At 73.3% G+C, this 24,260-nt stretch carries 18 protein-coding genes and 1 riboswitch; of the genes, 7 read left to right on the forward strand and 11 right to left on the reverse strand.

Features of this window, described 5'->3' with window-relative positions:
* Window positions 1-26 precede the first annotated feature (26 nt).
* Complete coding sequence (locus OG470_RS04210; RefSeq protein ID WP_328420939.1) at window positions 27-1,427, forward strand: FAD-binding oxidoreductase; 1,401 nt, start codon at window positions 27-29, stop codon at window positions 1,425-1,427.
* Between the two features lie 64 nt (window positions 1,428-1,491).
* On the opposite strand, the gene OG470_RS04215 is transcribed toward OG470_RS04210, so the two are convergent.
* On the reverse strand, window positions 1,492-2,025 hold the full coding sequence (locus OG470_RS04215) for a hypothetical protein (protein ID WP_328420941.1): 534 nt from the start codon (window positions 2,023-2,025) through the stop codon (window positions 1,492-1,494).
* 87 nt (window positions 2,026-2,112) lie between these two features.
* Complete coding sequence (locus OG470_RS04220; protein ID WP_328426131.1) at window positions 2,113-3,930, reverse strand: glycerol-3-phosphate dehydrogenase/oxidase; 1,818 nt, start codon at window positions 3,928-3,930, stop codon at window positions 2,113-2,115.
* 80 nt (window positions 3,931-4,010) lie between these two features.
* Between OG470_RS04220 and OG470_RS04225 the strand changes: the two genes are divergently transcribed.
* The 3 genes from OG470_RS04225 (at window position 4,011) to OG470_RS04235 (ending at window position 7,958) form a co-directional block, all read left to right on the forward strand.
* Window positions 4,011-6,629, forward strand: coding sequence for a S8 family serine peptidase (locus tag OG470_RS04225; RefSeq protein WP_328420942.1), 2,619 nt, complete (start codon window positions 4,011-4,013; stop codon window positions 6,627-6,629).
* 70 nt (window positions 6,630-6,699) lie between these two features.
* The gene (locus tag OG470_RS04230) at window positions 6,700-7,635 is read left to right on the forward strand and encodes a GNAT family N-acetyltransferase (RefSeq protein ID WP_328420944.1); all 936 of its coding nucleotides are present in this window, start codon (window positions 6,700-6,702) and stop codon (window positions 7,633-7,635) included.
* 86 nt (window positions 7,636-7,721) lie between these two features.
* Window positions 7,722-7,958: a hypothetical protein gene (locus OG470_RS04235; RefSeq protein ID WP_328420946.1), complete on the forward strand. Its 237-nt coding sequence runs from the start codon at window positions 7,722-7,724 to the stop codon at window positions 7,956-7,958.
* A 56-nt stretch (window positions 7,959-8,014) separates the two neighbouring features.
* Here the strand turns inward: OG470_RS04235 and groL are convergent, their stop codons facing one another.
* The 3 genes from groL to OG470_RS04250 form a co-directional block, all read right to left on the reverse strand.
* Window positions 8,015-9,637, reverse strand: coding sequence for a chaperonin GroEL (gene groL, locus OG470_RS04240; RefSeq protein WP_328420948.1), 1,623 nt, complete (start codon window positions 9,635-9,637; stop codon window positions 8,015-8,017).
* A gap of 272 nt (window positions 9,638-9,909) precedes the next feature.
* Window positions 9,910-10,899, reverse strand: coding sequence for a hypothetical protein (locus OG470_RS04245; RefSeq protein ID WP_328420950.1), 990 nt, complete (start codon window positions 10,897-10,899; stop codon window positions 9,910-9,912).
* Window positions 10,900-11,247: 348 nt separating this feature from the next.
* A complete protein-coding gene (locus OG470_RS04250; RefSeq protein WP_007073263.1) occupies window positions 11,248-11,451 on the reverse strand; it encodes a cold-shock protein in 204 nt (67 codons plus the stop codon).
* Window positions 11,452-11,767: 316 nt separating this feature from the next.
* Here OG470_RS04250 and OG470_RS04255 point away from each other — a divergent pair, with 316 nt between their 5' ends.
* Window positions 11,768-12,298: a GNAT family N-acetyltransferase gene (locus tag OG470_RS04255; RefSeq protein WP_328420959.1), complete on the forward strand. Its 531-nt coding sequence runs from the start codon at window positions 11,768-11,770 to the stop codon at window positions 12,296-12,298.
* 173 nt (window positions 12,299-12,471) lie between these two features.
* Here the strand turns inward: OG470_RS04255 and paaN are convergent, their stop codons facing one another.
* From paaN to OG470_RS04275, 4 genes are all read right to left on the reverse strand, one after another.
* Window positions 12,472-14,145 carry a phenylacetic acid degradation protein PaaN gene (gene paaN, locus OG470_RS04260; RefSeq protein ID WP_328420961.1) on the reverse strand — a complete coding sequence of 558 codons (1,674 nt, stop codon included), beginning with the start codon at window positions 14,143-14,145 and terminating at the stop codon, window positions 12,472-12,474.
* Between the two features lie 49 nt (window positions 14,146-14,194).
* The gene (locus OG470_RS04265; protein WP_328420963.1) at window positions 14,195-15,214 is read right to left on the reverse strand and encodes a GNAT family N-acetyltransferase; all 1,020 of its coding nucleotides are present in this window, start codon (window positions 15,212-15,214) and stop codon (window positions 14,195-14,197) included.
* Between the two features lie 332 nt (window positions 15,215-15,546).
* A complete protein-coding gene (gene thrC, locus OG470_RS04270) occupies window positions 15,547-16,833 on the reverse strand; it encodes a threonine synthase (RefSeq protein WP_328420965.1) in 1,287 nt (428 codons plus the stop codon).
* Window positions 16,834-16,844: 11 nt separating this feature from the next.
* A riboswitch (SAM riboswitch) is annotated at window positions 16,845-16,980 on the reverse strand.
* 67 nt (window positions 16,981-17,047) lie between these two features.
* Window positions 17,048-18,016 (reverse strand): DMT family transporter, encoded by a 969-nt coding sequence (locus tag OG470_RS04275; RefSeq protein ID WP_328420967.1) that lies wholly within the window; start codon window positions 18,014-18,016, stop codon window positions 17,048-17,050.
* 91 nt (window positions 18,017-18,107) lie between these two features.
* Here OG470_RS04275 and OG470_RS04280 point away from each other — a divergent pair, with 91 nt between their 5' ends.
* Together OG470_RS04280 and OG470_RS04285 are read left to right on the forward strand one after the other, a co-directional pair.
* Entirely contained in the window at window positions 18,108-18,464 is a 357-nt protein-coding gene (locus OG470_RS04280; RefSeq protein WP_328420969.1) for an ArsR/SmtB family transcription factor, read from the forward strand.
* A 1,239-nt stretch (window positions 18,465-19,703) separates the two neighbouring features.
* Window positions 19,704-20,399 carry a DUF4232 domain-containing protein gene (locus tag OG470_RS04285; protein WP_328420971.1) on the forward strand — a complete coding sequence of 232 codons (696 nt, stop codon included), beginning with the start codon at window positions 19,704-19,706 and terminating at the stop codon, window positions 20,397-20,399.
* A 10-nt stretch (window positions 20,400-20,409) separates the two neighbouring features.
* Here OG470_RS04285 and OG470_RS04290 read toward each other — a convergent pair whose 3' ends face one another.
* Together OG470_RS04290 and OG470_RS04295 are read right to left on the reverse strand one after the other, a co-directional pair.
* Window positions 20,410-21,306 (reverse strand): ABC transporter permease, encoded by an 897-nt coding sequence (locus OG470_RS04290; RefSeq protein WP_328420973.1) that lies wholly within the window; start codon window positions 21,304-21,306, stop codon window positions 20,410-20,412.
* Window positions 21,306-24,170, reverse strand: a complete 2,865-nt coding sequence (locus OG470_RS04295) for an alpha/beta fold hydrolase (protein WP_328420976.1) — start codon at window positions 24,168-24,170, stop codon at window positions 21,306-21,308. Before OG470_RS04295 ends, OG470_RS04290 begins: the two co-directional genes overlap by 1 nt.
* Between the last annotated feature and the right edge of the window lie 90 nt (window positions 24,171-24,260).

A 24,260-nucleotide genomic window follows, 5' to 3' on the forward strand; every position in this document is an offset into this window, starting at 1 on the left:
GCGGTCGGCAACCTAGCCTCAGCTACATGGCCCCCACCCCACTCCTCGACGACCTGCGCGCGGCGCTGGGCGAGACCGCCGTGCTCACCGACCCGGACCTGCTGCGCATGCACCAGCGGGACGAGGCCGACCTCTGCGCCGCCGGCACCCCGTTGGTGGTGACCCGCCCGCGCACCACCGAGCAGGTGGTCGCGGTGATCCGGGCGGCGGCGCGGCACGGCGTACCCGTGGTGCCGCAGGGCGCGCGGACCGGGCTGGCCGGCGCGGCCAACGCCGTGGACGGCGCGGTGGTGCTGAGCACCGTCGCCATGGACGAGATCCGGGAGATCGACCCGGTGAGCCGGATCGCGGTGGTCCAGCCGGGGGTGGTCAACGCGGCGCTGGCCGCGGCGGTGGCCAAGCAGGGGCTCTGGTACCCGCCGGACCCCGGCTCCTGGGAGTCGTCCACCATCGGCGGCAACGTGGCCACCAACGCCGGCGGCATGTGCTGCGTCAAGTACGGCGTGACCACCGAGTACGTGCTCGGCCTGGAGGTGGTGCTCGCCTCCGGCGAGGTGCTGCGCACCGGCCGGCGTACCGCCAAGGGGGTGGCCGGCTACGACCTGACCCGGCTCTTCGTCGGCTCGGAGGGCACCCTCGGGGTGATCACCGAGGTGACCGTCGCGCTGCGCCCCGCCCCGGCCGAATCGCTGACCCTGGTGGCGGTCTTCCCCTCCACTGCGGCGGCCGGCGCAGCGGTGGCCGAGATCGCCGCCCGAGGGCTCACCCCCAGCCTGCTGGAACTGCTGGACCAGACCCACCTGCGGGCGATCGAGGCGTACCAGCCGATGGGGCTGCGGACCGACGCCCAGGCTCTGCTACTGGCAGCCGCGGACACCGGCAGCCGGGCCGCGGACGACCTGGCGGGCCTGGCCGAGGTGTGCGAGGCGGCCGGCGCCGACGAGGTCTACGCGGCCACCGACGCGGTGGAGGCGGCGGCGCTGCTGCAGGCCCGGCGCCTGGCCCACCCGGCGATGGAGAAGTTCGCGGCCGACGCCTACCCGGGCGGCAACGGCGGCCTGGTGATCGACGACGTGGCGGTGCCGCGAGGCTCGCTCGCCGCCCTGCTGGACGGCGTGGCCCGGATCGCGGTGGACTGCGACGTGCCGATCGGCGTGGTGGGGCACGCCGGAGACGGCAACATGCACCCGAACATCGTGGTCGACCGGGCCGACCCGGCGAGCCTGGAACGGGGTCGGCGGGCGTTCGACGAGATCATGCAGCTCGGCCTGGACCTGGGCGGCACCTGCACGGGCGAGCACGGCGTGGGGCTGCTCAAGCGGGACTGGCTGGCCCGGGAGATCGGCCCGGTCGGGGTCCGGGTGCACCACGCCATCAAGTCGGCGCTGGACCCGGACGGCCTGCTCAACCCCGGCAAGGTGCTCTGACCCGGACCCGGACCCGGACCCGGACCCGGCCCCGGCGAGGCCCGGCCGACGCCTCGGTGCAGGATCAGCCCTCGACCTCGGCCGGGGTCGCCTGGGTGAGCAGCAGCAGGATCTCCCCGGCGACCTTCGTGCGCTCCTCGCCGGGGCAGTCCTGCGAGGTGACCAGCCCGGCGGAGGTGAGCAGGCTGGAGGTCAGCGCGTCGATGCAGGTCGGCCGGTACTGCCGGACCTGATCGGTCTCCTTGGCCAGCGTCGGGTCGGCGAGCAGCACCTGGAGCCGTTCGGTCTGCTCCGGGGCGAGGGTGCCCCGGGAGGTGACCCCGTCACCGGCACAGTCGAGGCACTGCCACGCCCCGTCCCGCTCGACGCTCAGCGTGCGCAGCGGGCCGTCGGCCCCGAGCCTCTGGAGCAGGCTGACCTGCCCCGCGGCGACCGTCGTGGGAACCTCGAGCGCCGGCCCGCCGGCCGCGGCTCCGGCCGACTGCACCCCCGGTGTGTCGCCGCCGTTCCGGTTGAACAGCGAGCACCCGGTCAGGGCGCTGGCCAGCGCCGCAACGAGAAGGGGAATGAGCAGGCGGGAGGGCGCGCGGTACAGCACGCGCGGAAACCTACCCCACCGTAGGTTCGACCGAAACCACCATCCGGGCCGGTATCGATGGTTACCCTTCGGTAACGTTTCTTTTCGTCACCGAGTGGACGGGCGCAACTCAGCCTGATCGTCGTCGCCACCCCGGTCGGCCGCGAAGCCCCGAACGTCCGGAGCGCCGAGCCGGGCCGCGTCCGCAGCGGCGTCGTCCGGCATCAGTTGGGACTGCCGCTCCGCCTCCACCCGTGCCCGGTAGTGCTCGACCTCGCGTGCCTGGGTGGCCGCGTCCCAGCCGAGCACGGCACCCATCAACTCGGCGGCGTGTTCCGCCGACTCCAGCCCCCGATGGCTGGTCTCGAAGGAGATCCGGGTCCGCCGGGTCAGCACGTCCTCCAGGTGCAGGGCGCCCTCGGCCCGCGCCGCGTAGGTGACCTCCGCGGCCAGGTACTCGGGGGCACCGGCCAGCGGGGAGGCGAGCAGGGGATCGGCGTCGGCCAGCGCCAGCAGGTCCAGCGTGAGGGTGCCGTACCGCTCCAGCAGGTGCTCCACCACGCCCACCGGTACGCCGTGCCGGCGGGCCAGGTCGGCCCGGTCCCGCCACATGGCCGGGTAGCCGTCGGCGCCGAGCAGCGGCAGGTCGGCGGTACGCGAGGCGCGCGCGCCGCCCAACCGCCTGGCGGCCCGGTCGACCACATCGGAGGCCATCACCCGGTACGTCGTGTACTTGCCGCCGGCGACCAGCAGCAGCCCGAGCATCGGCTCGAAGACCGCGTGCTCCCGGGACAGCTTCGAGGTGGAGTCGGCCTCGCCGGCCAGCAGCGGACGCAGCCCGGCGTAGACGCCCTCGATGTCGGCGGTCGTCAGCGGCCGGTCCAGCACGACGTTGACCTGCTGCAGGAGGTAGTCGATGTCGCGGGCCGAGGCAGCCGGGTGGGACCTGTCCAGCCGCCAGTCGGTGTCGGTGGTGCCGATGATCCAGTGCCCGCCCCACGGGATGACGAAGAGCACCGAGCTCGCCGTACGCAGGATGAGCCCGGTCTCGCCGGTGATCGCCGAGCGGGGCACCACCAGGTGCACCCCCTTGGAGGCGCGCACCCGGACGCCGGGCCGCAGGCCCACGTCGTTGAGCATCCGGGACATGTCGTCGCTCCACACCCCGGTGGCGGCGATGACGGTGCGGGCGTGCACCTCGAACTCCGCGTCCGGTGAGCCGGCCGGCGCCTCCAGGTCACGGACCCGGACGCCGGTCACCTCACGCGCCTGCCGGATCAGCCCGACGGCGCGGGCGCTGCTCACCACCGTGGCGCCGAGGCTGGCCGCGGTGCGGGCCAGGGTGACCACCAGCCGGGCGTCGTCGACCTGCCCGTCGTAGTACCGGATCGCCCCGGCCAGCGCGTCGGCCCGCAGGCTCGGGAAGATCCGCCGGGCACCCTCGCGGGTCAGGTGCCGGTGCAGAGGCATGCCCCGGCCACCGCCGAAGACCCCTGCGAAGGCGTCGTAGGCGGCGACGCCAGCGCCGTAGTACGAGCGGCGGAAGATCCGGGCGGGCAGGTCCCGCAGGCCCCGACCGGCCGGCAGCGGCACCAGGAACGGCACCGGGCGGACCAGGTGTGGCGCGAGCCGGGTGGCTAGCAGGCCGCGCTCGGTCAGCGCCTCGTGGACCAGGTGGAACTCCAACTGCTCCAGGTAGCGCAAACCACCGTGGATGAGCTTGCTGGACCGGCTGGAGGTGCCCGCGGCAAGATCGCGTGCCTCGACCAGGGCCACCTTCAGGCCCCGGGAGGCCGCGTCCAGGGCGGCGCCGGCACCGGTCACCCCACCCCCGATGACCAGCACGTCGAAGCGCTCGCCGCGGAGTCGGCGCAGGTCGGCAGCGCGGCGGACCGGCGAGAGCTGACCGGCTACGGATCGGGAGATATTGGGGTCGCGCACCTGTCCACCGTAACCGCCGATGCCATCGTGCCGACATGCGCCGCCCGCCCCGTACTGTTCACGTCATGCAGGTCGGCTCTCCGTCACCCGCTGGTCCACCGTCGCACCACCAGCCGTCGTACCCGGGCCGGGCCAGTCCGTGGCCGGTGGTCGCGGCCGTGCTGGCCGGCTGCTGGACGGTGGGGGTCACCGTGGCCACCCAGGCGGGTGGCTGGCTCACCGACCAGGTGCTGCTGGGCTTCGGACGGGACCGGATCGGTTCGCTCTGGCCGCTGCTGGGCCTTGCCACCGTCGTGCTGGTGGGCACGCCCGCGCTGCTGCTGGCCCTGCTGCCCCGGTCGGCCGCGGTCCGCGCCACCGGCCGGGCCTGGCTGGGCGGGGCGCTCGCGCTCGGTGTGCTCACGCTGCTGCGAATCGTGCCGCCGGTGCACCACGAGGCGTACCTCGCCGCGCTGGCCGCCACGGCGGCGCTCACCGCGCTCGTCCTGCGCTGGACGGCACGCCGCTCGGCGCGTCGCTCAACGTCCGGCGGGTCGATCGGCGCGACGCCCGGCAGGGACGCCGCCGCACCCCCGATCGGAAGCGCCGCGCCCGGCGACATCGCCAGTGCCCCCGAGCCGACTGGAAGCGCCGCGCTGGCGGACATCATCGGCGGCTCGGCCGGACCCGGGCGGAGGCCGGCCCGGCCCGGTCCGGTGCCGCTGCTCGCGGTCGCCGCCGGGCTGGCGCTGCTGCTGCCGTGGGCCTGGCTGGGCGCGCTCGGCGGCCTGCTGGAGACCGCGCTCGCCCTGCTGGCGGCGGCCGCACTCGGCGCGCTGGCCGCGACGCTGCTGGACGCCGCCTTCTGGTCCCGGTTCGCGATCGGCCGGCCTCCCCGGCCGGCCCGGTTGGTCCTGGTCGGCGGCCTGGTCGCCGGGGTGACGCTGCTGCTGCTCGCGGCCGGCACCGGCCAGTCCGGCGCGCAGCTACCCGCGCTGCTGACCCTGCCGCCGGTGGGCTTCGCGCTGGCCGCCCTGTGGGCCGCGACCTGGCGTCCGGCCGCCGACGGGACGGCAGACGCCGGGGAACCGACGGCGGACGCCGGGCGCACTGGTCGGGCGGCGACCGGCTGGCTGGTGGGCCTGACCGCGCTCGGCCCGCTGGCCTTCACCGACCCGGAAGAGATCAGCGTGCTGTTGGCCGGCACCCGCGACGTGCCGTTCTGGGTAGCGGCCGCCGCCGGTGTCGGGCTCGCCGTCGCGGTCCTGGTCGCCATCGGGTACGCGCTGCTGCTGGCCCGGCCGGCCGCCCGCACGCCGAGCCGGCGGATGGCCGCGCTGACCGCAGTGGTGCTGCTGGTCACGGCCGTCGTCGTCGACGTCGGGCCCGGGCAGCACGGCCTGTACGGCGAACGGCTGCTGGTGGTGCTGCGCGAGCAGGCCGACCTGACCGGCGTGCCGGCCGGTGTGCCGGGCCGGGCGGGGCGGGACGCCCGGGCGGCGGAGGTGTACCGGCGACTGGTGACCACCGCCGACCGGAGCCAGGCCGACCTCCGTCGGGAGCTGACCCGGCTGCGGCTCAACCCGGTGTCGTACTACCTGGTGAACGCGGTCGAGGTGGACGGCGGTCCGGCGGTGCGGGCCTGGCTCGAGCGCCGACCGGGGGTGGCCCGGGTGCTGGTCAGCCAGCGACTGCGGCCACTGCCGGCCCCGGCCGGGCAGAGCCGGGGCACCGCCCCCGCGCCGACCGGTCCGGAATGGAACATCCGCCAACTCGGCGCCGACCGGGTCTGGTCGCAGCTCGGGGTGACCGGCGCGGGCATCGTGGTGGGCAGCTCGGACTCCGGGGTGGACGGCACCCATCCGGCGCTGCGGGCCGGGTTCCGGGGCGGGGACGACTCCTGGTTCGATCCGTGGGACGGCACCCGGACCCCGACCGACCAGGGCGGGCACGGCACCCACACGGTGGGCAGCGCGGTCGGGCGGGGCGGCATCGGGGTGGCGCCGGACGCGCAGTGGGTGGGCTGCGTCAACCTGGACCGCAACCTGGGCAGCCCGGGGCACTACCTGGAATGCCTTCAGTTCATGCTGGCGCCCTTCCCGGCCGGCGGTGACCCGTTCACCGACGGCCGGCCGGAGCGCGCCCCGCAGGTGCTGACCAACTCGTGGGGCTGCCCACCGATCGAGGGCTGCGACCCGGGTGTGCTGCGACCGGCCACCGCCGCGCTGGACGCCGCCGGGATCTTCGTGGTCGCGGCGGCCGGCAACACCGGCCCATGGTGCGAGTCGATCGCCGACCCGCCCGCGCCGTACCCAGACGTGTTGACCGTGGGCGCGGTGGACGCGCAGCGACGGGTTGCCGAGTTCTCCTCGCGGGGGCCGGTGCCGGGCGGCCTTCGCAAGCCGGACGTGCTGGCGCCGGGCGTGGACGTGGTGTCGGCCATGCCGGGCGGCGGGTACGCCGCGCTCGACGGCACCTCGATGGCTACCCCGCAGGTGGCCGGGGTGGTGGCGCTGATGTGGTCGGCGAACCCGGCGCTGGTCGGCGACCTGGCCCGGACCCGGCAGATCCTGCGGGACACCGCCACGCCGGCCGTGCCGACCTACCGCTCCCGCAACACGGCGGACGCCTGCGGCGGCCCGGCGAACGTCACCGGGGCCGGCCAGGTCGACGCCTACGCCGCCGTCCGAGCCGCCCGGCCCTGAGCCTGCGGTTGTCCTCATCGAGACGATGGCGGGAGTCAAAACCGGTACTCGGTGATCTAGGGTCGCGACCATGGACGCCGAGATCACCATCACCGAGCTGACCGTCGACCTGACCCCCACCGTGGTGCGGCTCTGCGAGCAGGCGCTCGACCTGCCGGAGGACGCCACCGAGGCGGGGCCTGTGGTGGACGCGCTCTGGCCCCGGGCCGCCGCCGACCGGCTGGTGGTCGGGCTGGGCGCGTACCGGGGTGGGGACCTGGTCGGGGTGCTGCTCTGCTCGGTGTCGTCGGCCGACCCGGGTCTCGGGCACGTCGACCTGGTCGCGGTGCTTCCGGAGCAGCGTCGCCGGGGTGTCGGCCGGGCGCTGCTGAGGCGGGCCGAGCGGGTGCTCGCCGAGCGCGGGGCGACCGAGGTGCTGCTGGCCGGGAACCCGCCGTACTACGCCTGGCCGGGCATCGACGTGCGCTACACGCCAGCGGTCTGCACCGCCCTGGCACTGGGTTACCAGCAGGATCGGACCGCCTGGAACATGACCGCCGACCTGTCGTACGACGAGTCGCCGGCGCTGCGGTCCACCGAGGCGGCGGAGCGGCGGCTGGCCGGACAGGGCATCACGGTACGTCGGGCGGAGCCGGCGGACCTACCGGCGCTGGCCGCGTTCGCCCGGTCCACCTTCGGTGGCGCGTGGGACGGGGAGCTGGCCGGGTCGGTGGGTCGCGAGGGCGCCGGTTGCCACCTGGCGGAGCGGGCTGGCGAGTTGCTCGGCTTCGCCGCCTACGGTTCGTCCCGACCGAGCTGGTTCGGGCCGATGGGCACCGCGCCGGCCGCCGAGGGTTCGGGCATCGGCGGGGTGCTGCTGCGGCGCTGCCTACGCGACCAACGGTCGGCGGGGCTGGACCGGGCGCAGATCGGTTGGGTCGGGCCGGTGCCGTTCTATTCGGGCAGCGCGGGCGCCCGGATCGAGCGGGTCTTCTTCCTGTACCGACGGACGCTCAACGGCGAATAACGGGCGAATAGGATATAGACCCAGATAGTCCCATTCGCCCGCGTCGGGCATCGACGCCCCCTACCGTTTCGGTAGAGGAGGCAGCCATGACCACGGATGACGACCAGACCGAGGACGGCCCGCCCGTCACCTGGAAACCGGTCGGCGAACTCCCCGGCCAACTGCCGTTCGACCGGCTCGACTACGGCGACGCCGAGCAGTTGGCCGAGATGGCAGAACCGGTGATCGAGGAGCCGCAGGAGATGGTGGACGCACCCATCCAACTGCCTCCGCCGTACGACCGGGCGCAGAAGCGGCGCAACCAGCGCCCCCTGCCCACCTGACGACGAACGGGGCGGACCGCGTCAGCGGCCCGCCCCGTTCGGTGTCGGAACTGGACTCAGAAGTCCATGTCCCCGCCACCCGGGCCAGCCGGGGCAGCCGGGGTCTTCTCCGGCTTGTCCGCGACAACGGCCTCGGTGGTGAGGAAGAGCGCCGCGATGGAGGCGGCGTTCTGCAGCGCCGAACGAGTCACCTTGGCCGGGTCGATGATGCCCGCGGCCAGCAGGTCCACGTACTCGCCGTTGGCGGCGTTGAGGCCGTGACCCGCTTCGAGGTTACGGACCTTCTCCACCACAACGCCGCCCTCGAGGCCGGCGTTGACGGCGATCTGCCGCAGCGGGGCGTCCAGCGCGACCTTGACGATGTTGGCACCGGTCGCCTCGTCGCCGACCAGGTCCAGCTTGTCAAAGGCGGTCTTGCCGGCCTGCACCAGCGCGACGCCACCACCCGGGACGATGCCCTCTTCGACGGCGGCCTTCGCGTTGCGAACGGCGTCCTCGATGCGGTGCTTGCGCTCCTTGAGCTCGACCTCGGTGGCCGCGCCGACCTTGATCACCGCAACGCCGCCGGCCAGCTTGGCCAGCCGCTCCTGCAGCTTCTCCCGGTCGTAGTCGGAGTCGCTCTTGTCGATCTCGGCCCGGATCTGGTTGACCCGGCCCTGGATCTGCTCGGCGTCGCCGGCACCATCGACGATGGTGGTCTCGTCCTTGGTCACCACGACCTTGCGGGCGCGGCCCAGCATGTCGAGGGCGACGGCGTCCAGCTTGAGGCCGACCTCCTCGCTGATGACCTGGCCACCGGTGAGGATGGCGATGTCGGCGAGCATGGCCTTGCGGCGGTCACCGAAGCCCGGCGCCTTGACGGCGACGGACTTGAAGGTGCCCCGGACCTTGTTGACGACCAGGGTGGCCAGGGCCTCGCCCTCGATGTCCTCGGAGATGATCAGCAGCGGCTTGCCCGACTGCATGACCTTCTCCAGGATCGGGAGCAGGTCCTTGACCGACGAGATCTTGCTGTTGACGATCAGGAGGTAGGGGTCGTCGAAGACGGCCTCCATGCGCTCCGGGTCGGTCATGAAGTAGGCCGAGATGTAGCCCTTGTCGAAGCGCATACCCTCGGTGAGCTCAAGCTCCAGGCCGAAGGTGTTGCTCTCCTCGACGGTGATGACGCCTTCCTTGCCGACCTTGTCCATCGCCTCGGCGATGATCTCGCCGACGGTGCTGTCGCCAGCAGAGATGGAGGCGGTGGAGGCGATCTGCTCCTTGGTCTCGACGTCCTTGGCGAGCTTGGACAGCTCCTCCGAGACGCTCGCGACCGCGGCCTCGATGCCCCGCTTCAGGGCCATCGGGTTGGCGCCAGCGGCCACGTTGCGCAGGCCCTCACGAACCAGGGCCTGGGCCAGGACGGTCGCCGTCGTCGTGCCGTCACCGGCAACGTCGTCGGTCTTCTTGGCGACCTCCTTGACCAGCTCAGCGCCGATCTTCTCGTACGGGTCCTCGAGCTCGATCTCCTTGGCGATGCTCACACCATCGTTGGTGATGGTGGGGGCACCCCACTTCTTCTCGAGCACGACGTTGCGGCCCTTGGGGCCGAGGGTCACCTTTACGGCGTCAGCGAGCTGGTTCATGCCTCGCTCGAGGCCGCGGCGCGCCTCTTCGTCGAACGCGATCATCTTGGCCATACGGCGTTGTCCTCCTGGACACTCACGGGCCACCCGAGATGTGTGCCTCGAATGGGCCGCCTGGTGTACGCACCTTGGGACGTCGCCACCTGGCGACGACGACGTCCTTCGGCCGGGCCGGATAGCCCGCGACGACCGGCCATGTGCCGCCCCGGCGTCTCCACGCCGGTGCAACCTGGCCCCACCGTCCCGACCATTGGCACTCGCGGTATGCGAGTGCCAATACCTTGTTTAGCACTCTCCCCTGCCGAGTGCAAGCACGACTGCCGCTGTCAGCCGAGTTCCGCGGCCAGCCCGGCGCTGTTCACCGGCCCCTCATGAGCCCGCTGCTCGGCGTACGTCACCAGCAGCCCCACCATCTGCGCCAGATAGGCGGGGAGGGCCAGCACCGCTCCGAGGGCGAGGACCAGCGCCACGCCGATCGCGGAACCTGGAGCGGCGAGCGGATCGACTCCGAACGGGGCGGTGCCGACCCCCTCCAGCACGCTTGCGACGAAGGTGCCGACAATCACCACCGCCCCCACCAGCGCCACCCGCCCCAGCAGCAACCCCAACCGGTCGTGGAACATCCTGAACGACCGGCCGATCGGGTTGTGCCGCTCGAAGAGATAGACCGGCCCGGCCATGCTGAGCGCGAAGGTGAGGTAGATGCCGGGCAGGACGCAGAAGCAGATGCCCAGGCCGACGATCAGGCTGATCGCCAGCGTCCACCCCCAGAGCCCGAGCGCCCGGCGCAGGCCGTAGCGCAGCGCCTCACCCAAACTCACCGGCCCACCGGCCGCCTGACGGGTGATCACCCAACTGCCGGCGGCCCAGCCCACGGACTGCACCAACCCGATCAGCACGCTGCCGACGATGATCACCAGGAACAAGGACGCCAGGTCGGTGAAGAAGTTGTCGGGCAGCGAGGTCGACTCGTCGACGGCGTTCGTGTCCCACTCCGCGGTCGGATCCAGCCCGAGCGAGAGCACCGACAGCACCGCCGCCGGCAGCACCTGGGTGAGCAGCAGGATGGGCAGCAGCAACCGCCAACCGCGCTGGAGCGCACCCAGGCACCGGTTGAACCAACCGCTCAGCCCGGCGCCGGGCGGCGTGACCAGCCGGTCGGACGGGTCGATGCCGGGCGGGTACCACCCGGCGGCCGGTGGCCCGGGATACCAGTGCTGCCCGCCGTACGGCCCGGAACCGATCGGGTAGCCGCCGGTGGGCGGGAACACCCAGCCCTGCGGCGGCGCGCCCGGTGGCGGCCCCCAAGCAGGCACGGTCGGATCCCAGCCGGGCGGACTGCCCGGCGGCGGGCCTCCAGCCGAAGCCGGCGGCGCGGTCGGATCCCAGCCGCGCTGGGTCCCCGGCTGCGGGCCCCAGGGGGGCGGCGCGGTTGGATCCCCGCCGGGCGGGGTGCCCCCGGGCGGGAGCCCAGCGGCACCGGGCGCGGTCGGGTCACCACCGGGCGGCGGACCGGACGGGTCGGGCTGACCCGGTGGTGGGACGGCCGGGGGCGGCTGGTCGGACATGAACCCTCCTCAGCAACGGCTGGAACGGTTCACGATCCTCCAGGGTCCAGCCGCGCGGCGCAGCCCCGGGCCGGCGGCCTTACTGGCGGTGCCCGCTCAGGCGACGACGCGCACCCGCTCCGCCTGCGGACCCTTCTGGCCCTGGGCGATCTCGAACTCCACCCGCTGACCGTCGTCCAGCGCCTTGTAGCCGTCCATCTCGATCGCGGAGAAGTGGACGAACACGTCCTGACCGCCGTCGACGGCGATGAAGCCGTAACCCTTTTCGGCGTTGAACCACTTCACGGTGCCCTGTGCCACGGTGCACTTCCTCACTCTGCGCGGCGTGCCATGCCCCTGGCGCGCGGCACGGGCCGGCGCCGTCGGACCACCCACTCGGCGATCGATGACTACCGCTGAAACAGGTGACCGAAATCGCACGCTACACGAGGAGTGACGGCCGCGCACGACCACAAATCGGGCGCATCGGCGCCGTTTCCGACAGCACGAAGTCGGCCTCGTTTTCGATCAACCCGATCCACGCTCATGACTACCACGGCGCAGGCAGCCCGCCGGCCGTCCGGCGGCGATCGAGCACGCCGAAACCGTCGTCCACCCCTGTGATAGGCATGCGGGCATGACCACCGATCCGGGCGGAGTCGCCCTCCGACAGGCGAAGGTCCGTCGGGTCCGGCCGGAGGACGCCGCCCGGATGCGGGCGCTGCGCCTGGAGATGCTCGCCGACGCACCGCTGGCCTTCCTGGAGACCGTGGCCGAGGCCGCGGCCCGCTCCCACACCGAGTACGCCGCCCGGGTCGCGTCCACCGCGGCCGGGTCCGGTACCGCGCAGTTCATCGCCGACCCGGGAGGCCGGCTGGTCGGGCATGCCGGGGGCACGGCCGCGCCGTACGAGGCGGGGTTGACCGTGATCTACGCCGTCTACGTCACGCCGGCCTGGCGGGGCATGGGGCTACTCGGCGAGCTGGTCGACGAGGTGGCCGCCTGGTCGCGCGCCTGTGGCCGGCCGGAGTTGCTGCTGGAGGTGGTGGTCGGCAACAACCGCGCCTACCGGGCCTACCAGCGGCTCGGCTTCACCGACACCGGCGTACGCGTCCCGCACCCGACCATCCCCGCGCTGACCGAACTCCAAATGCGACGCCCAGCCTGAACCCCAAGAACCCTCCCAAGGCAGAACCCCGCCTGATGTTCACCCACGGCCGGGCAGCCTCCCGACCAGCGTGCCCCGAGAGGGTTTCCGGGGGGAGCCCGCCCGCGGAAGGATCAAGCCTGACCGCCTGGAGCGGGTGGGCTCCCCCCGGAAACCCCAACAGCAACCAACGATCAGACCGGCCGCCGCGACTGCACGATCCGGAACCGATTCGCCACGTACGCGCCGTCGGTCAGCGCCGAGTTGGCCGCCGCGTTGGCGCCGCTGCCGTGGAAGTCGGAGAAGGCCGCCGACTGGTTCACGAAGACCCCGCCGGTGAGGTTGCAGGACAGGTGCACCCCGACCTCCACCGCCACCGCCTCGGTCGCGTCCAGCACCGCCTCGTCCGTGGAGTAGACCCCCGCGGTGAGCGCGCCCTTCTCGCCGACCGTCCGGTGTAGCAGTTCCAGGCTGTGCGCGGTGGAGTCGGTGGCGATGGCGAACGAGATCGGCCCGAACCACTCCCGGCCGTAGGTCTCCGCGTCGTCCGCGCCCAGCTTCACGATGGTCGGGGTACGCACCACCGCGTCGGCGTACGACGGGTGCGTGACGGCCCGCGACTCCAGCACCGGCTCGCCGACCTTGGTCACCTCGGCCAGCCGCTCCAGCACCCCGTCGTTGACGATGGCACCGGTCAGCTCCACACCCCGGGCCGGGTCGGCGGTCAGCTTGCCGACCGCCGCGGCGATCCCGCCGGCCACCTCGTCGAAGCTCTTGTGCCCCTGGTCGGTCTCGATGCCACCGGCCGGGATGAGGAAGTTCTGGGAGGTGGTGCACATCTGGCCGCTGTACAGGGTCAGCGTGAAACCGAGGTTGCGGCACATGCCGGCGAAGTCGTCGGTGGAGTCGATCACCACCGTGTTCAGCCCGGCCTTCTCGGTGTAGACCGCCGCCTGCCGGGCGTGCGTCTCCAGCCAGTCGCCGTACTCGGTGGAGCCGGTGAAGTCGACGATCTTCACGGCCCGGTGCAGGGCCAGGTCGCTGGCGAGCTTCTCGCCGGGCGTCTCGGCGGCCAGCGTGATCAGGTTCGGGTCGAAGCCGGCCTCGGCGAGCACCTCCCGGGCGTACTTCACGGTGATGGCCAGCGGCAGCACCGCGCGCGGGTGCGGCTTGACGATCACCGGGTTACCGGTGACCAGCGAGGCGAACAGCCCCGGGTACGAGTTCCAGGTCGGGAAGGTGTTGCAGCCGATCACCAGCGCCACCCCGCGGGGCACCACGTGGAACGTCTTGGTCATCCGCAGCGGGTCACCCTTGCCGGCGGACTTCTCCCACCCGGCCGTCGCCGGGTGCCGGGTCATCTCGGCGTACGCGTACGCCAGCGCTTCCAGCGCCCGGTCCAGCGCGTGCGCGCCGCCCGCCTGGAAGGCCATCACGAACGCCTGGCCGCTGGTGAACTGCACCGCGTTGGCCAGCTCGAAGATGTTCTTGTGCAGCCGGTCGAGGATCTCCAGGCAGACGCCCACCCGGGCCTGCGGGCCGGCGTCGCGCCACGCCGGCAGCGCGGCGGTGGCGGCGGCGACCAACTGGTCCACACCGGCGTGCGGGTAGCGCACCGCCAGCTCCACCCCGAACGGGCTCGCCTCGGTGGCGACCCGGTCGCCGGTGCCCGGCTGGTCGAGGGGGAAGTCGCCACCCAAGTACGCCTCGAAGGCGGCCTTGCCGTCGGCGGCGGCGGTCTCGCCGTACACCCGGGGGCTGGGGGACTCGGGATAGGCGGACCAGTAGCCCCGCTCCGTGATCGCGGTCAGCGCACGGTTGAGGGTGTCGGCGTGCCTGTCGTACAGGGGATGCGGGGTCTCCGTCATGCCCGCCATCATGCCTGAGGAGCGCCCGTGAGCAGTAGCGCCGATCCCGTCAGAGAGTGAGCTGCCAGTTGCTCCAGGAGTCCACCGGGCGGAACCCGAGCCGCTCGTTGATCGCCACCATGTAGCTGTTGCTCGCCGCGTTGAAGGTGTCGATGACGCGTACCTCCTGCTCGTGGGTGAGCAGATGATGCAGGTTCTCAATCTTGGCGAGCAGGCCGAGCCGGTGCCCCCGGTGGGCCGGGTCGACGATGGTGATCTGTTGGAACGCGTGCCAGTCGGCGGAGGCGCCCACGTCCAGCAGCGTCCAGGCGACCAGCCGGCCGGACTCCTCGTGCAGCACCCCGAGGTTGTAGCGCCGCCGACCCCGGGCGTCCAAGGCCCGTTCGGTGCCGCGGATCCGCTCGGCGTCCACCTGCTCCGGTTCCCACTGCACGTCTCCCATGGGCGCGTCCATGAGCAGCCGGCCGTCCAGGTAGGCGACGTCCGCCACGTACTCCTGCGGGGTCGCACCCTGCCAGCAGACCGACCGGTAGCCCTCGGCCAGGGCGTGCGCCTCGGCCAGCGCCGCGCGCAGCGCGACCCGGTCGATGGTGCCGACCTCGAGTCGGCGACGCACCTCGGCCAGCGCGGACTGGGCTCCGGTCGCGGCGGCGAACGCGTCGCCCGCCACCGTTCGGGCCGGCCCGTCGGGCAGCGCCGAGACGGTCATCGCGACCACCCGCTTGCGTCCGCGCTCGCGCAGCAGGCGTACCCCGTGCTCGTGCAGTGCCCGACCGACGCCCCGCCGCCGCAGCTCGGGATGCACCACCAGTTCGGCCGTGGCGTTGTCGGTGTTGTCGAGCTGCGGCAGGTCCAGCTGGACATAGCCGGCCGGTACGCCGTCCAGTCGGGCCAGCGCCCAGAGCGTCTCGGTGCCAGGCATCGGCGTGTGGAAGAACGCGTCGAAGCGACGCCGGCAGAAGGGCGGGAAGTCCGGGAGATCGGCGTCGTTGGCCGCCGCGCCGATCCGGTACGCCTCGTCGACCGAAGCTCGGTCGGCGCCGTCGAACGACGCGATGGTGATGCTCATGCCGCCGAGCGTGCACCCCGGGAAAGCGATCGGGCCAGCGAATTAATCGCTGGCCCGATCGAACGTGGTCGGGAGGGACACTCGCACAACGCCTCCGGCGCTGGGTCGCAAGAACTTCAAAAGTCTCCGGCGAAATGCCCTCCCGCAGGGAGCATCTTGCGCCGTCCGGTTCCTGCCGTCAAGTCCAGAGCGGTGGGTTTTCCACACTCACTGCGAAAAGCCAGTTACCCGGCGGATCGGCCCGATCCCCCGTCCGGGCGATCCCCCATCACCCGCCCGACCCTGCCCGCCCACCCCTCCGGCGCGGCGCGGGACGGGGCGGGCTGGGCTGATCAGCCCAGGAGGCCGGCATCGCGGGCGGCACGGAGGGACGGCTTGATGTGGTGGGTCGGGCCGACCTGACCGGCTACCGCATCGATGGTCTTCAGCCCCTCGCCGGTGTTGAACACCACGGTCTCCGCCGTCAGGTCGAGCCGACCGGACTCGACCAGCTTGCGCAGCACCGCCACGGTGACCCCACCGGCGGTCTCCGCGAAGACGCCGGTGGTACGGGCCAACTGCCGGATGCCGGCGCGGATCTCGTCGTCGTCGGCGTACTCCATCCAACCGTCGGTGCGGCGGACCGCCTCCAGGGCGTAAAGGCCGGCGGCCGGGTCGCCGATGTTCAGCGACTTGGCGATGCCGGTGGGCTTGACCGGGGTGATCGTGTCGGTATCGGCGTGCAGGGCGGTGGCGATCGGGTTGCAGCCTGCGGACTGGGCACCGAAGACCTTCCAGCCGCCGGCCGGCGCCTCGACCAGCCCGATCTCGACCAGCTCAGAGAACGCCTTGTCAATCTTGGTGAGCAGTTCGCCGCTGGCCATCGGGATGACCACCTGGGCCGGGATCCGCCAGCCGAGCTGCTCGGCCACCTCGTAGCCGAGGGTCTTGGAGCCCTCCGCGTAGTACGGCCGGACGTTGACGTTGACGAACGCCGTGTCCTCGAACTCGTCGGTCTCCACCAACTCGCCGCAGAGCCGGTTCACGTCGTCGTACGAGCCGTCGATGGCGACCAGGTCGCCGCCGTAGACCGCGGTGGTGATGACCTTGCCCTGCTCCAGGTCACTGGGGATGAAGACCACCGAGGGCACCCCGGCCCGGGCGGCGTGCGCGGCCACCGAGTTGGCCAGGTTGCCGGTGGAGGCGCAGGCGAACCGGCTGAAGCCGAGCGCGCGGGCGGCGGTGAGCGCCACCGAAACGACCCGGTCCTTGAACGAGTGGGTCGGGTTGGCGCTGTCGTCCTTGACCCAGAGCGGCGCGGTGATGCCCAGCTCGGCGGCCAGGTGCGGCGCCGCCACCAGCGGGGTGAGCCCCGGGTCGAGGGTCACCCGGGTGGACGGGTCCTGACCGGCGGGCAGCAGCGCGGCGTACCGCCAGATGTTGTTCGGGCCGGCCTCGATCTGCTCACGGGTGACGGCGGCCAGGGCGGCGGTGTCGTAGTCGACCTCCAGCGGGCCGAAACACTCGTAACAGGCGTGCTGGGCGGCGAGCGGGTAGCGGGCCGAACAGGCGCGGCACACCAGGGCTCGGGCGGGGCTGGAGGAGGTGTCGATGCCAGGGGTGGCGAGCGTCGACGTCATGTCGAGGAGTCCTCTCATCTTTCCCCACACCGCACGGTGCGGCGGGGACGGAATTGGCACCTGCCCCGCGGGTCGCTCAGCGGTGAGCGCGCGGGGTGGTTGCCGGGGCGTCGTCGGGCCGTATCCCTCAGCCCCTCTGGATGAGGTATTCAGTTGTGCCGTCGAGTCTAGGCAACGCCGGGCGCCGCCTCCACCGCAGATCCCAGTGGGTGGGTCAGCGGTTGGCCACCGCCACCGGGTCGACCACCGCGACCGGATCGGTCACCGCAGTCGGTTGGGGCAACGACGGGGTCACGGTCCGGGCCCGGGTGGCGAGGTTCGCGGCGACCAGGGCGGCGATGGTGATCGCGGCCCCGACCAGCTCGATCGGCTCCGGCCGGTAGCCGCGGACGATCTGCACCGTGAAGGTGGTCACCGGCACCAGGTTCATGAACAGGGCGGCATTGGCGGCTCCGAGCCGCTGCACGCCGGTGTTCCAGGCCAGCACCGCGATCACCGCGCCCATGATCACGGCGTACGCCAACTGCGGGGCGACCGCCACGAGGTCGGCGGCGGCCGGCGCGTGCTGCCATCCGATGCCGTCGGCGAGCACGCTCGCGGCCAGCATGGCGGCCGTGCCGGCGAGCGCGGTCAGCGTGGTGTACCGCAGCGGCGACCAGGCGCCGAACTGGCTGGCACCGTGGGTGTAGATCGCCCAGCCGAGCACCGCGCCGATCATCATCAGCCCGCCGAGGCCGAACTGACCGAGCCCGGTCAGGCTCCCGCGGGTGATCACCAGGCCGACGCCGAGGAGCGCCACCAGGGAGAGGGCCAGCAGGAGGGGCTTCGGGCGTACGCCGTCGCGGGCCCAGCGGACCAGTTGGGTGATCACCGGGGTGGTGGCCACGAAGAGGGCGATCTGCTGCGGGGCGGCGTGCTCGAGCGCCAGGTTGGTGAGCACGTTGAAGCCGGCGAAGCCGACCACACCGAGCACCGCCACCTCGACGGCCCGACCGCCGAGCCGCAGCGCACCGGCACCCTCGCGGAGCAGCAGGATGGCGACCAGGATGAGGGCGGCCAGCAGGTAGCGGGCGGTGGTCAGGTTGAGCGGATCAACCCGGGTCAGCGCGCTGGCCAGGACCGGGAACATCACTCCCCAGCTGAGCACGGCGAGAAGCGGATAGGCGGCGGAACGGGGACGCATCGTCAGCTCCAATGTTCGAGAATCGTCGAACCAGCGACACCGACCCTAGGGACTTGTTCGACGATTGTCGAACAACGGTTACACTGGTCACATGGAGCCGCACGAACCCGACCTGACCGCCGTACCGGTCACCACCGTGCTGGCCGCACTCGCCGACGACGTGCGGCTACAGATCGTCCGGGCGCTCGCCGAGGGCGGCGAGTTCGCCTGCAACACCTTCGAGTTCGGCGTCTCCAAGGCGACCCGCAGCCACCACCTCAAGGTGCTGCGCGAGGCCGGCCTGACCCGCACCCGGGCCGCCGGCACCAGCCGCTACGTCCGCCTCCGGCGAGACGAGCTGGAGCGCCTCTACCCCGGCCTCCTGAACGCCGTCCTCACCCCCCCGCCCGCCCCGAGCCGCGCCGCCCCGAGCCGCCCCGCCCGCCCCGCCCGCCCCGAGCCAGCCTGAGAGCGGCCGGCACCGCTGGCGACGCGACGTGACGGCGGGCTGACGAGCCCGGCGGCCGGGAGTAACGGACTGCCTGCACGCCCTGTCGAGCTGCCCCAGATATGGGCAGGGTTGGACGTCGGCGTTACCACCGCTCGGTGCCGGATTGTGCGCTTGCCTCAGCATGCCGGCCGTGTGCCGGGTCAATGACCGCCGGCCGCTACACGCGGACGAGCGATGTCCCCAGCGATTCAGCTCCAGAGGCACCCGGAAGCCCTCGTCAGGTCCGTGCCGAGAGGGAGCGGCGGCAGAGCAGCCGCCCCGGCACAGCAGCCGCCCCTGCACAGCAGCCAGGCAGAGCAGCCAGCCCAGCACAGCAACCGCCCCGCCTCGCGCCCCAGCCCGGCACAGCAACCGCCCCGGCACAGCAGAGCAGCCAGCCCGGCAGAGCAGCCGCCCCAGCAGCGCAGCCAGCCCGGCAGGACCGGTCGGGTGACTGGTCGCCGCGCAACCCTCGCGGCGATGGTCCAAATATGGGGCAGCTCGACAGGGTCAGCAACCGGCAGGCCGGGGCGCGAGCCCGGGGCGCGAGCCCGGGGCGCGAGCCCGGGGCGCGAGCCCGGGGCGCGAGCCCGGGGCGCGAGCCCGGGGCGCGAGCCCGGAGCGCGAGCCCGGAGCGCGAGCCCGGAGCGCGAGCCCGGAGCGCGAGCCCGGAGCGCGAGCCCGGAGCGCGAGCCCGGAGCGCGAGCCCGGAGCGCGAGCCCGGAGCGCGAGCCCGGAGCGCGAGCCCGGAGCGCGAGCCCGGAGCGCGAGCCCGGAGCGCGAGCCCGGAGCGCGAGCCCGGAGCGCGAGCCCGGAGCGCGAGCCCGGAGCGCGAGCCCGGAGCGCGAGCCCGGAGCGCGAGCCCGGAGCGCGAGCCCGGAGCGCGAGCCCGGAGCGCGAGCCCGGAGCGCGAGCCCGGAGCGCGAGCCCGGAGCGCGAGCCCGGAGCGCGAGCCCGGAGCGCGAGCCCGGAGCGCGAGCCCGGAGCGCGAGCCCGGAGCGCGAGCCCGGAGCGCGAGCCCGGGGCCGCGAGCCCGGGGCGCGAGGCCGGGGCGAGGCCGGGGCGCGGCCGGGGCGCGAGGCCGGGGCGCGGCCGGGGCGCGGCCGGGGCGCGGCCGGGGCGCGAGGCCGGGGGCGCGATGCGAGAGTCGATGCGGGAGTCGATGAGATCCAGAGGGCCGGGCGGCGGTCGGAAGCTCGCGTCGGCGAGGATCAGCGGATGACCTTCCACGGCACGGCAGCGCGGCGACGGACCGGCGTGGCGGTCGCGATGGCTCTCGTGCTCGGCGCCTGTGCTCCCGCCGACCATCGAGGCCAGGCGGGGGATGGCCCGAGCCGGCTGCCCGGGGTCACGGCCACGCCCAGCCCGACGCCGTCGGCGTACGTCAGCCCGCCGTTCTGGTGCCCGGAGTCGGGCCTCCGGGTCCGGACAAGGGGGTCGGACGCCGCCATGGGATTGCGCGCCCTCGGGCTGGAGCTGGTCAACTGCGGCGACCAGCCGTACCGATTGAAGGGGTACCCGGCGCTGCGCGTGTTGGACGAGCAGCGCGAGCCGATCACCCTGCGGGTGGTGCCTGGGGCGAAGGAGATCACCCCGGGGTTCGACCAACCGCCCCAGCAGTTCACGCTGCAGAAGGGTGAGCGGGCCGTCGCCACCGTCCTCTGGCGCAACCTCGTCACCGACTCGACCGTGCCGGCCACCAACGGGGCGTACCTGCTGGTCGCGCCCGCCGCCGGGCAGCCGGTCGAGGACGTCGACCCGGACGGCCCGATCGACGTGGGCAACACCGGCCGGATCGGCGTCAGCGCCTGGAAGAAGGCCGACCCGCCCGCGCCGGTGCCGACGCAGCCGGCTCAGCCGCCGGCGCCGAGCGCGGTGCCGTCGTCGGTGAGCCCGCCCGACATCCGGCTCTGAGGTCAGCCGGCTACGAGGTGATGTCCTTGCGGGTGAAGCGCCAGAACGCCAGCCCCCAGAACAGCGTCGCGTAGCTGATCGCCGAGATACAGCCGCGTACCACGTCGTCGGTCTGCACCGGGGTGGAGAGCAGCCCCAGCCAGGCGGTGCTGAAGTGGGTGGGCAGGAAGTCGCGCAGCGCACCGAGCGCGGTGATCTGGTCCAGGATGCTGGACAGGATCCAGAGCAGCACCGCGCCGCCCACCGCGCCCAGCGCGGCGTCCGTCGTCACCGACAGCAGGAACGCCAGCCCGGCCACCACCAGCAGGACGACCGCCAGGTAGCCGAGCACCGCCAGCAGCCGGAGCAGCCCCTCGGCCGGCTCCAGCTCCGCGGCGACCGTGCTGCGCAGCGGCGACCAGCCGTACCGCAGGGTGCCGGCGACCAGCGCGGTACCAGCCAGCAACAGCAGGGCCAGCCCCGAGTACGCGAGCGCGACCACCAGCTTCACGGTGAGCAGCCGGGCCCGGGGCACCGGGATCGCCAGCAGGTAACGCAGGCTGCCCCAGCTCGCCTCGCTGGCCACCGTGTCGCCGCAGAACAGCGCCACTACCACCACCAGCAGGAACGACGCCGACACGAAGATCGAGAACAGGGTGAAGTTGAGCCCGCCAGCAGTGGCCAGGTCGACCAGGCTGGCGAACTCGTTGTTGCCGTTGTCGTCGTCGCCACCGGAGTTGAACTGGAAGGCGACCAGGATGACCAGCGGCAGCAGCACCATGAACCCGAGCGCCAACTGGGTTCGCCGCCGGGACGCCTGGCGGCGGAACTCCGCGCCGAACGGCATGGTGGCCGACGGCCGGTAGCCCCGGGCCGCACCGGCCGGATCGGTGACGCCCATCGGCGCCTCGACGGAAGAGCCAGCCATCACCGGTCACCGCTTCCCCGAGAGTTCTCGCCCACCAGGGCGAGGAACGCGTCCTCCAGGCGCCGCCGGGGCACCACCCGGTCCACCCCGATGCCGGCGCGCACCAGCTCGGCCACCACCTCGCTGCGGGCCGTGCCGTTGGTGTCGACCACCAACTGGCCGTCGCTCTCCGGCAGCACCCGGACCCCGTGCAGCCGGTCCAGCACCGCCCGTGCCGCCACCGGATCGGTGACGTCGAAGAGCACGCTCGGGGACTCGCCCACGATCTCCTCCACCGGTCCGGATGCCACGATCCGGCCCTTGTTCACCACCACCGCGTGCGTACAGGTCTGCTCCACCTCGGCCAGCAGGTGGCTGGAGACCAGCACCGCACGACCGTCCGTGGCGTACCGCTGGAGGACTCGGCGCATCTCGGCGATCTGCGGCGGGTCGAGCCCGTCGGTCGGCTCGTCCAACACCAACAGCTCCGGCAGGCCGAGCATGGCCTGGGCGATGGCCAGTCGCTGGCGCATCCCGTGGCTGTAGTTCTTGATCTTCCGGTGCACCGAGTCGCCCAGCCCGGCGATCTCCAGCGCCGCGTCGAAGTGCGCGTCCGCCGCCGGTCGCCCGGTGGCCCGCCAGTACGCCTTCAGGTTGTCCAGGCCGGACAGGTGCGGCAGGAAGCCGGGCCCCTCCACCAGCGCGCCGATCCGGGAGAGCACCGGCGAGCCGGGCACCAGTCGGCGGCCGAAGACGTAGATCTCCCCGGCAGTCGGCTGGGTCAGCCCCATCAGCACCCGCAGCGTGGTGGTCTTGCCCGCGCCGTTCGGCCCGAGCAGGCCCACCACCTGACCCGGGTGCACCTCGAAGTCCACGTTCGACACCGCGACGAAGCCGTCCGCGTACTCCTTGCGCAGCCGCCGCACGGCCAGCGGCGTGTCCGCGTACTCCGGATGCACCGAGCGGTCCTGTCGACGGTGCCGGCGCCGGACCACGGCGACGACCACGACGAGGCCGATCGCGATGGCGGCGAGCAGGCCGGCGAGGACCCAACGCCAGATGATCGCCGCGGTGGGGATCGGCTCGCCGCTGATCGTGGGCAGGCTGACCGCGCCGTCCGCCGCCACCGTGTAGACGGTGGGCTGGGCCGGTGTGGTGTACGCCTGGTCGGAGCTGGCCACCACCAGCCGCAGCCGGTGCCCGGCCTCCACCCGGCGGACGATCCCGGGCAGCGTCACGGTGACCGGGCGGGCCTCCTGCACCCGCTGCGGCAGGCCGGTGAGCCGAACCGGAGCGACCAGCCCGTTCTGCAGCGTGGCCGCGCCGTCCGGATCGACGTCGTAGAGCTTGACGAAGAGCACCGCCTCGCCGGTCGGCGACGCGGCCCGCAGGCTGACGGTGGGCGCGCCTGCCACATCCACCGCCTCGGTCAGCGGTGCCGACTCGAACCGGGCGTGCTGGCCGGGAACGTCGCCGGCCACCCCGTCCAGCAGCGACGCGAGCCCACCGGCGAACGGGATCGAGGAGATGGCGGCCGGGTTGCCGTTCGGCGGGTTCGCGATCGGCTGGGCGGGGCCGGCGACCGCGACCTCCCGGCGGCTGCTGCCGGTCAGGCCCGGATAGTCGGCGCGACGGAAGCCGGTGGCGACCAGCCCCCGGTCGAGCGCGTCGAAGCCGGCGATCCGCGACCAGGTGAAGTCGTCGCCGGGCGCATCGCCCTCGCCCTTGACGTAGTGATCGAGCCACTGGACGGTCAGGAACTTCACCCGGTCCGAGTCCGAGCGGGGGCCCGCACCGCCGTCGTGCCCGCCGGTGAACCAGGCGACCCGCACCGGGGTGCCGGCGGCGGCGATGCCCCGCGCGTTGGCGTCCGCCTCGCCGAGCGGGAAGAGGGTGTCCGCCTCGCCCTGCACCAGCAGGGTGGGTGCCGTGATCCGGTCCAGCACGCCCGCCGGGCTGGAGCGGCGCAGCAGGTCCACGGCGGCCTGGTCGGCCTGCCCGGTGGTGGCGATCCGCAGGTACGCGGCGCACACGTCGGCGGCGAACCGGCCGCAGGACGGATCGGCAGCGCCGGCCGGGGCGCCACCGGGACCCGTGCCCGGGCCGGCGCCCGGATCCGGGCTGGGCGGGCCGGCGGAGGCCGGTGCGCCCTGCGGCTGGGCGGCGGCCCCGCCGGAGATCCCGGCCGGGCCGGTGCCCACGTTGCCGCCCCCGCCGAAGAAGAGGCCGGCCCACCCCTTCTTGAACACGCCCTCGGTCGGCGCCCCGCCAGTGCTCTCCGGCAGGAACGCCCGGGACAGGTCGTTCCAGGTGATCATGGGAACGATCGCGTCGACCCGATCGTCCTGGGCGGCCAGCAGCAGCGCCAACCCACCGCCGTACGAGCCGCCGACCACACCGACCTTCGGGTCGCCAGCGGCGTCGGTGCGCACCTCCGGCCGGGCGGCCAGCCAGTCCAGCAGCCGCTCGGCGTCACGTACCTCGTAGTCCGGGCTGTCCAGGTGGATCTCGCCACCGCTGCGGCCGAAGCCCCGCGCCGTCCAGGTGAGCACCGCGTAACCGCGCCCGGCGAACTCCTCGGCGTCGGACCGTACCGACTCCTTGGTGCCGCCGAACCCGTGCGCCAGCAACACCGCCGGCACCTTCCTGCCGGACGACGCGTCGGCCGGCAGGTAGAAGGTGGTGTCCAGGTCCACAGGCTGGTCGCCAGCCGGCCCGGAGCGGACGGTGAGCATCGCGCTCTCGGTGCGCACACCCGATCCCTGCGGCCACACCGCCCAGGTCACGACGGCCGCCAACAGCACGACGACCGTCGCTGCGGCGATCGCGCGGCGGCGGGTGGGCAGGGCACGCCGGAACCACGCGGCCGGCGACGGCGATCTCATGCGGCACACGGTACGGGCCACAGGCTGAGCGTTGGCTGAGATCCGCCGTACGTCCGTCCGGTTGCCCCGATCGGAGACCGGACGGGGTGC

The organism is Micromonospora sp. NBC_00389 (assembly GCF_036059255.1).
GTDB lineage: Bacteria > Actinomycetota > Actinomycetes > Mycobacteriales > Micromonosporaceae > Micromonospora.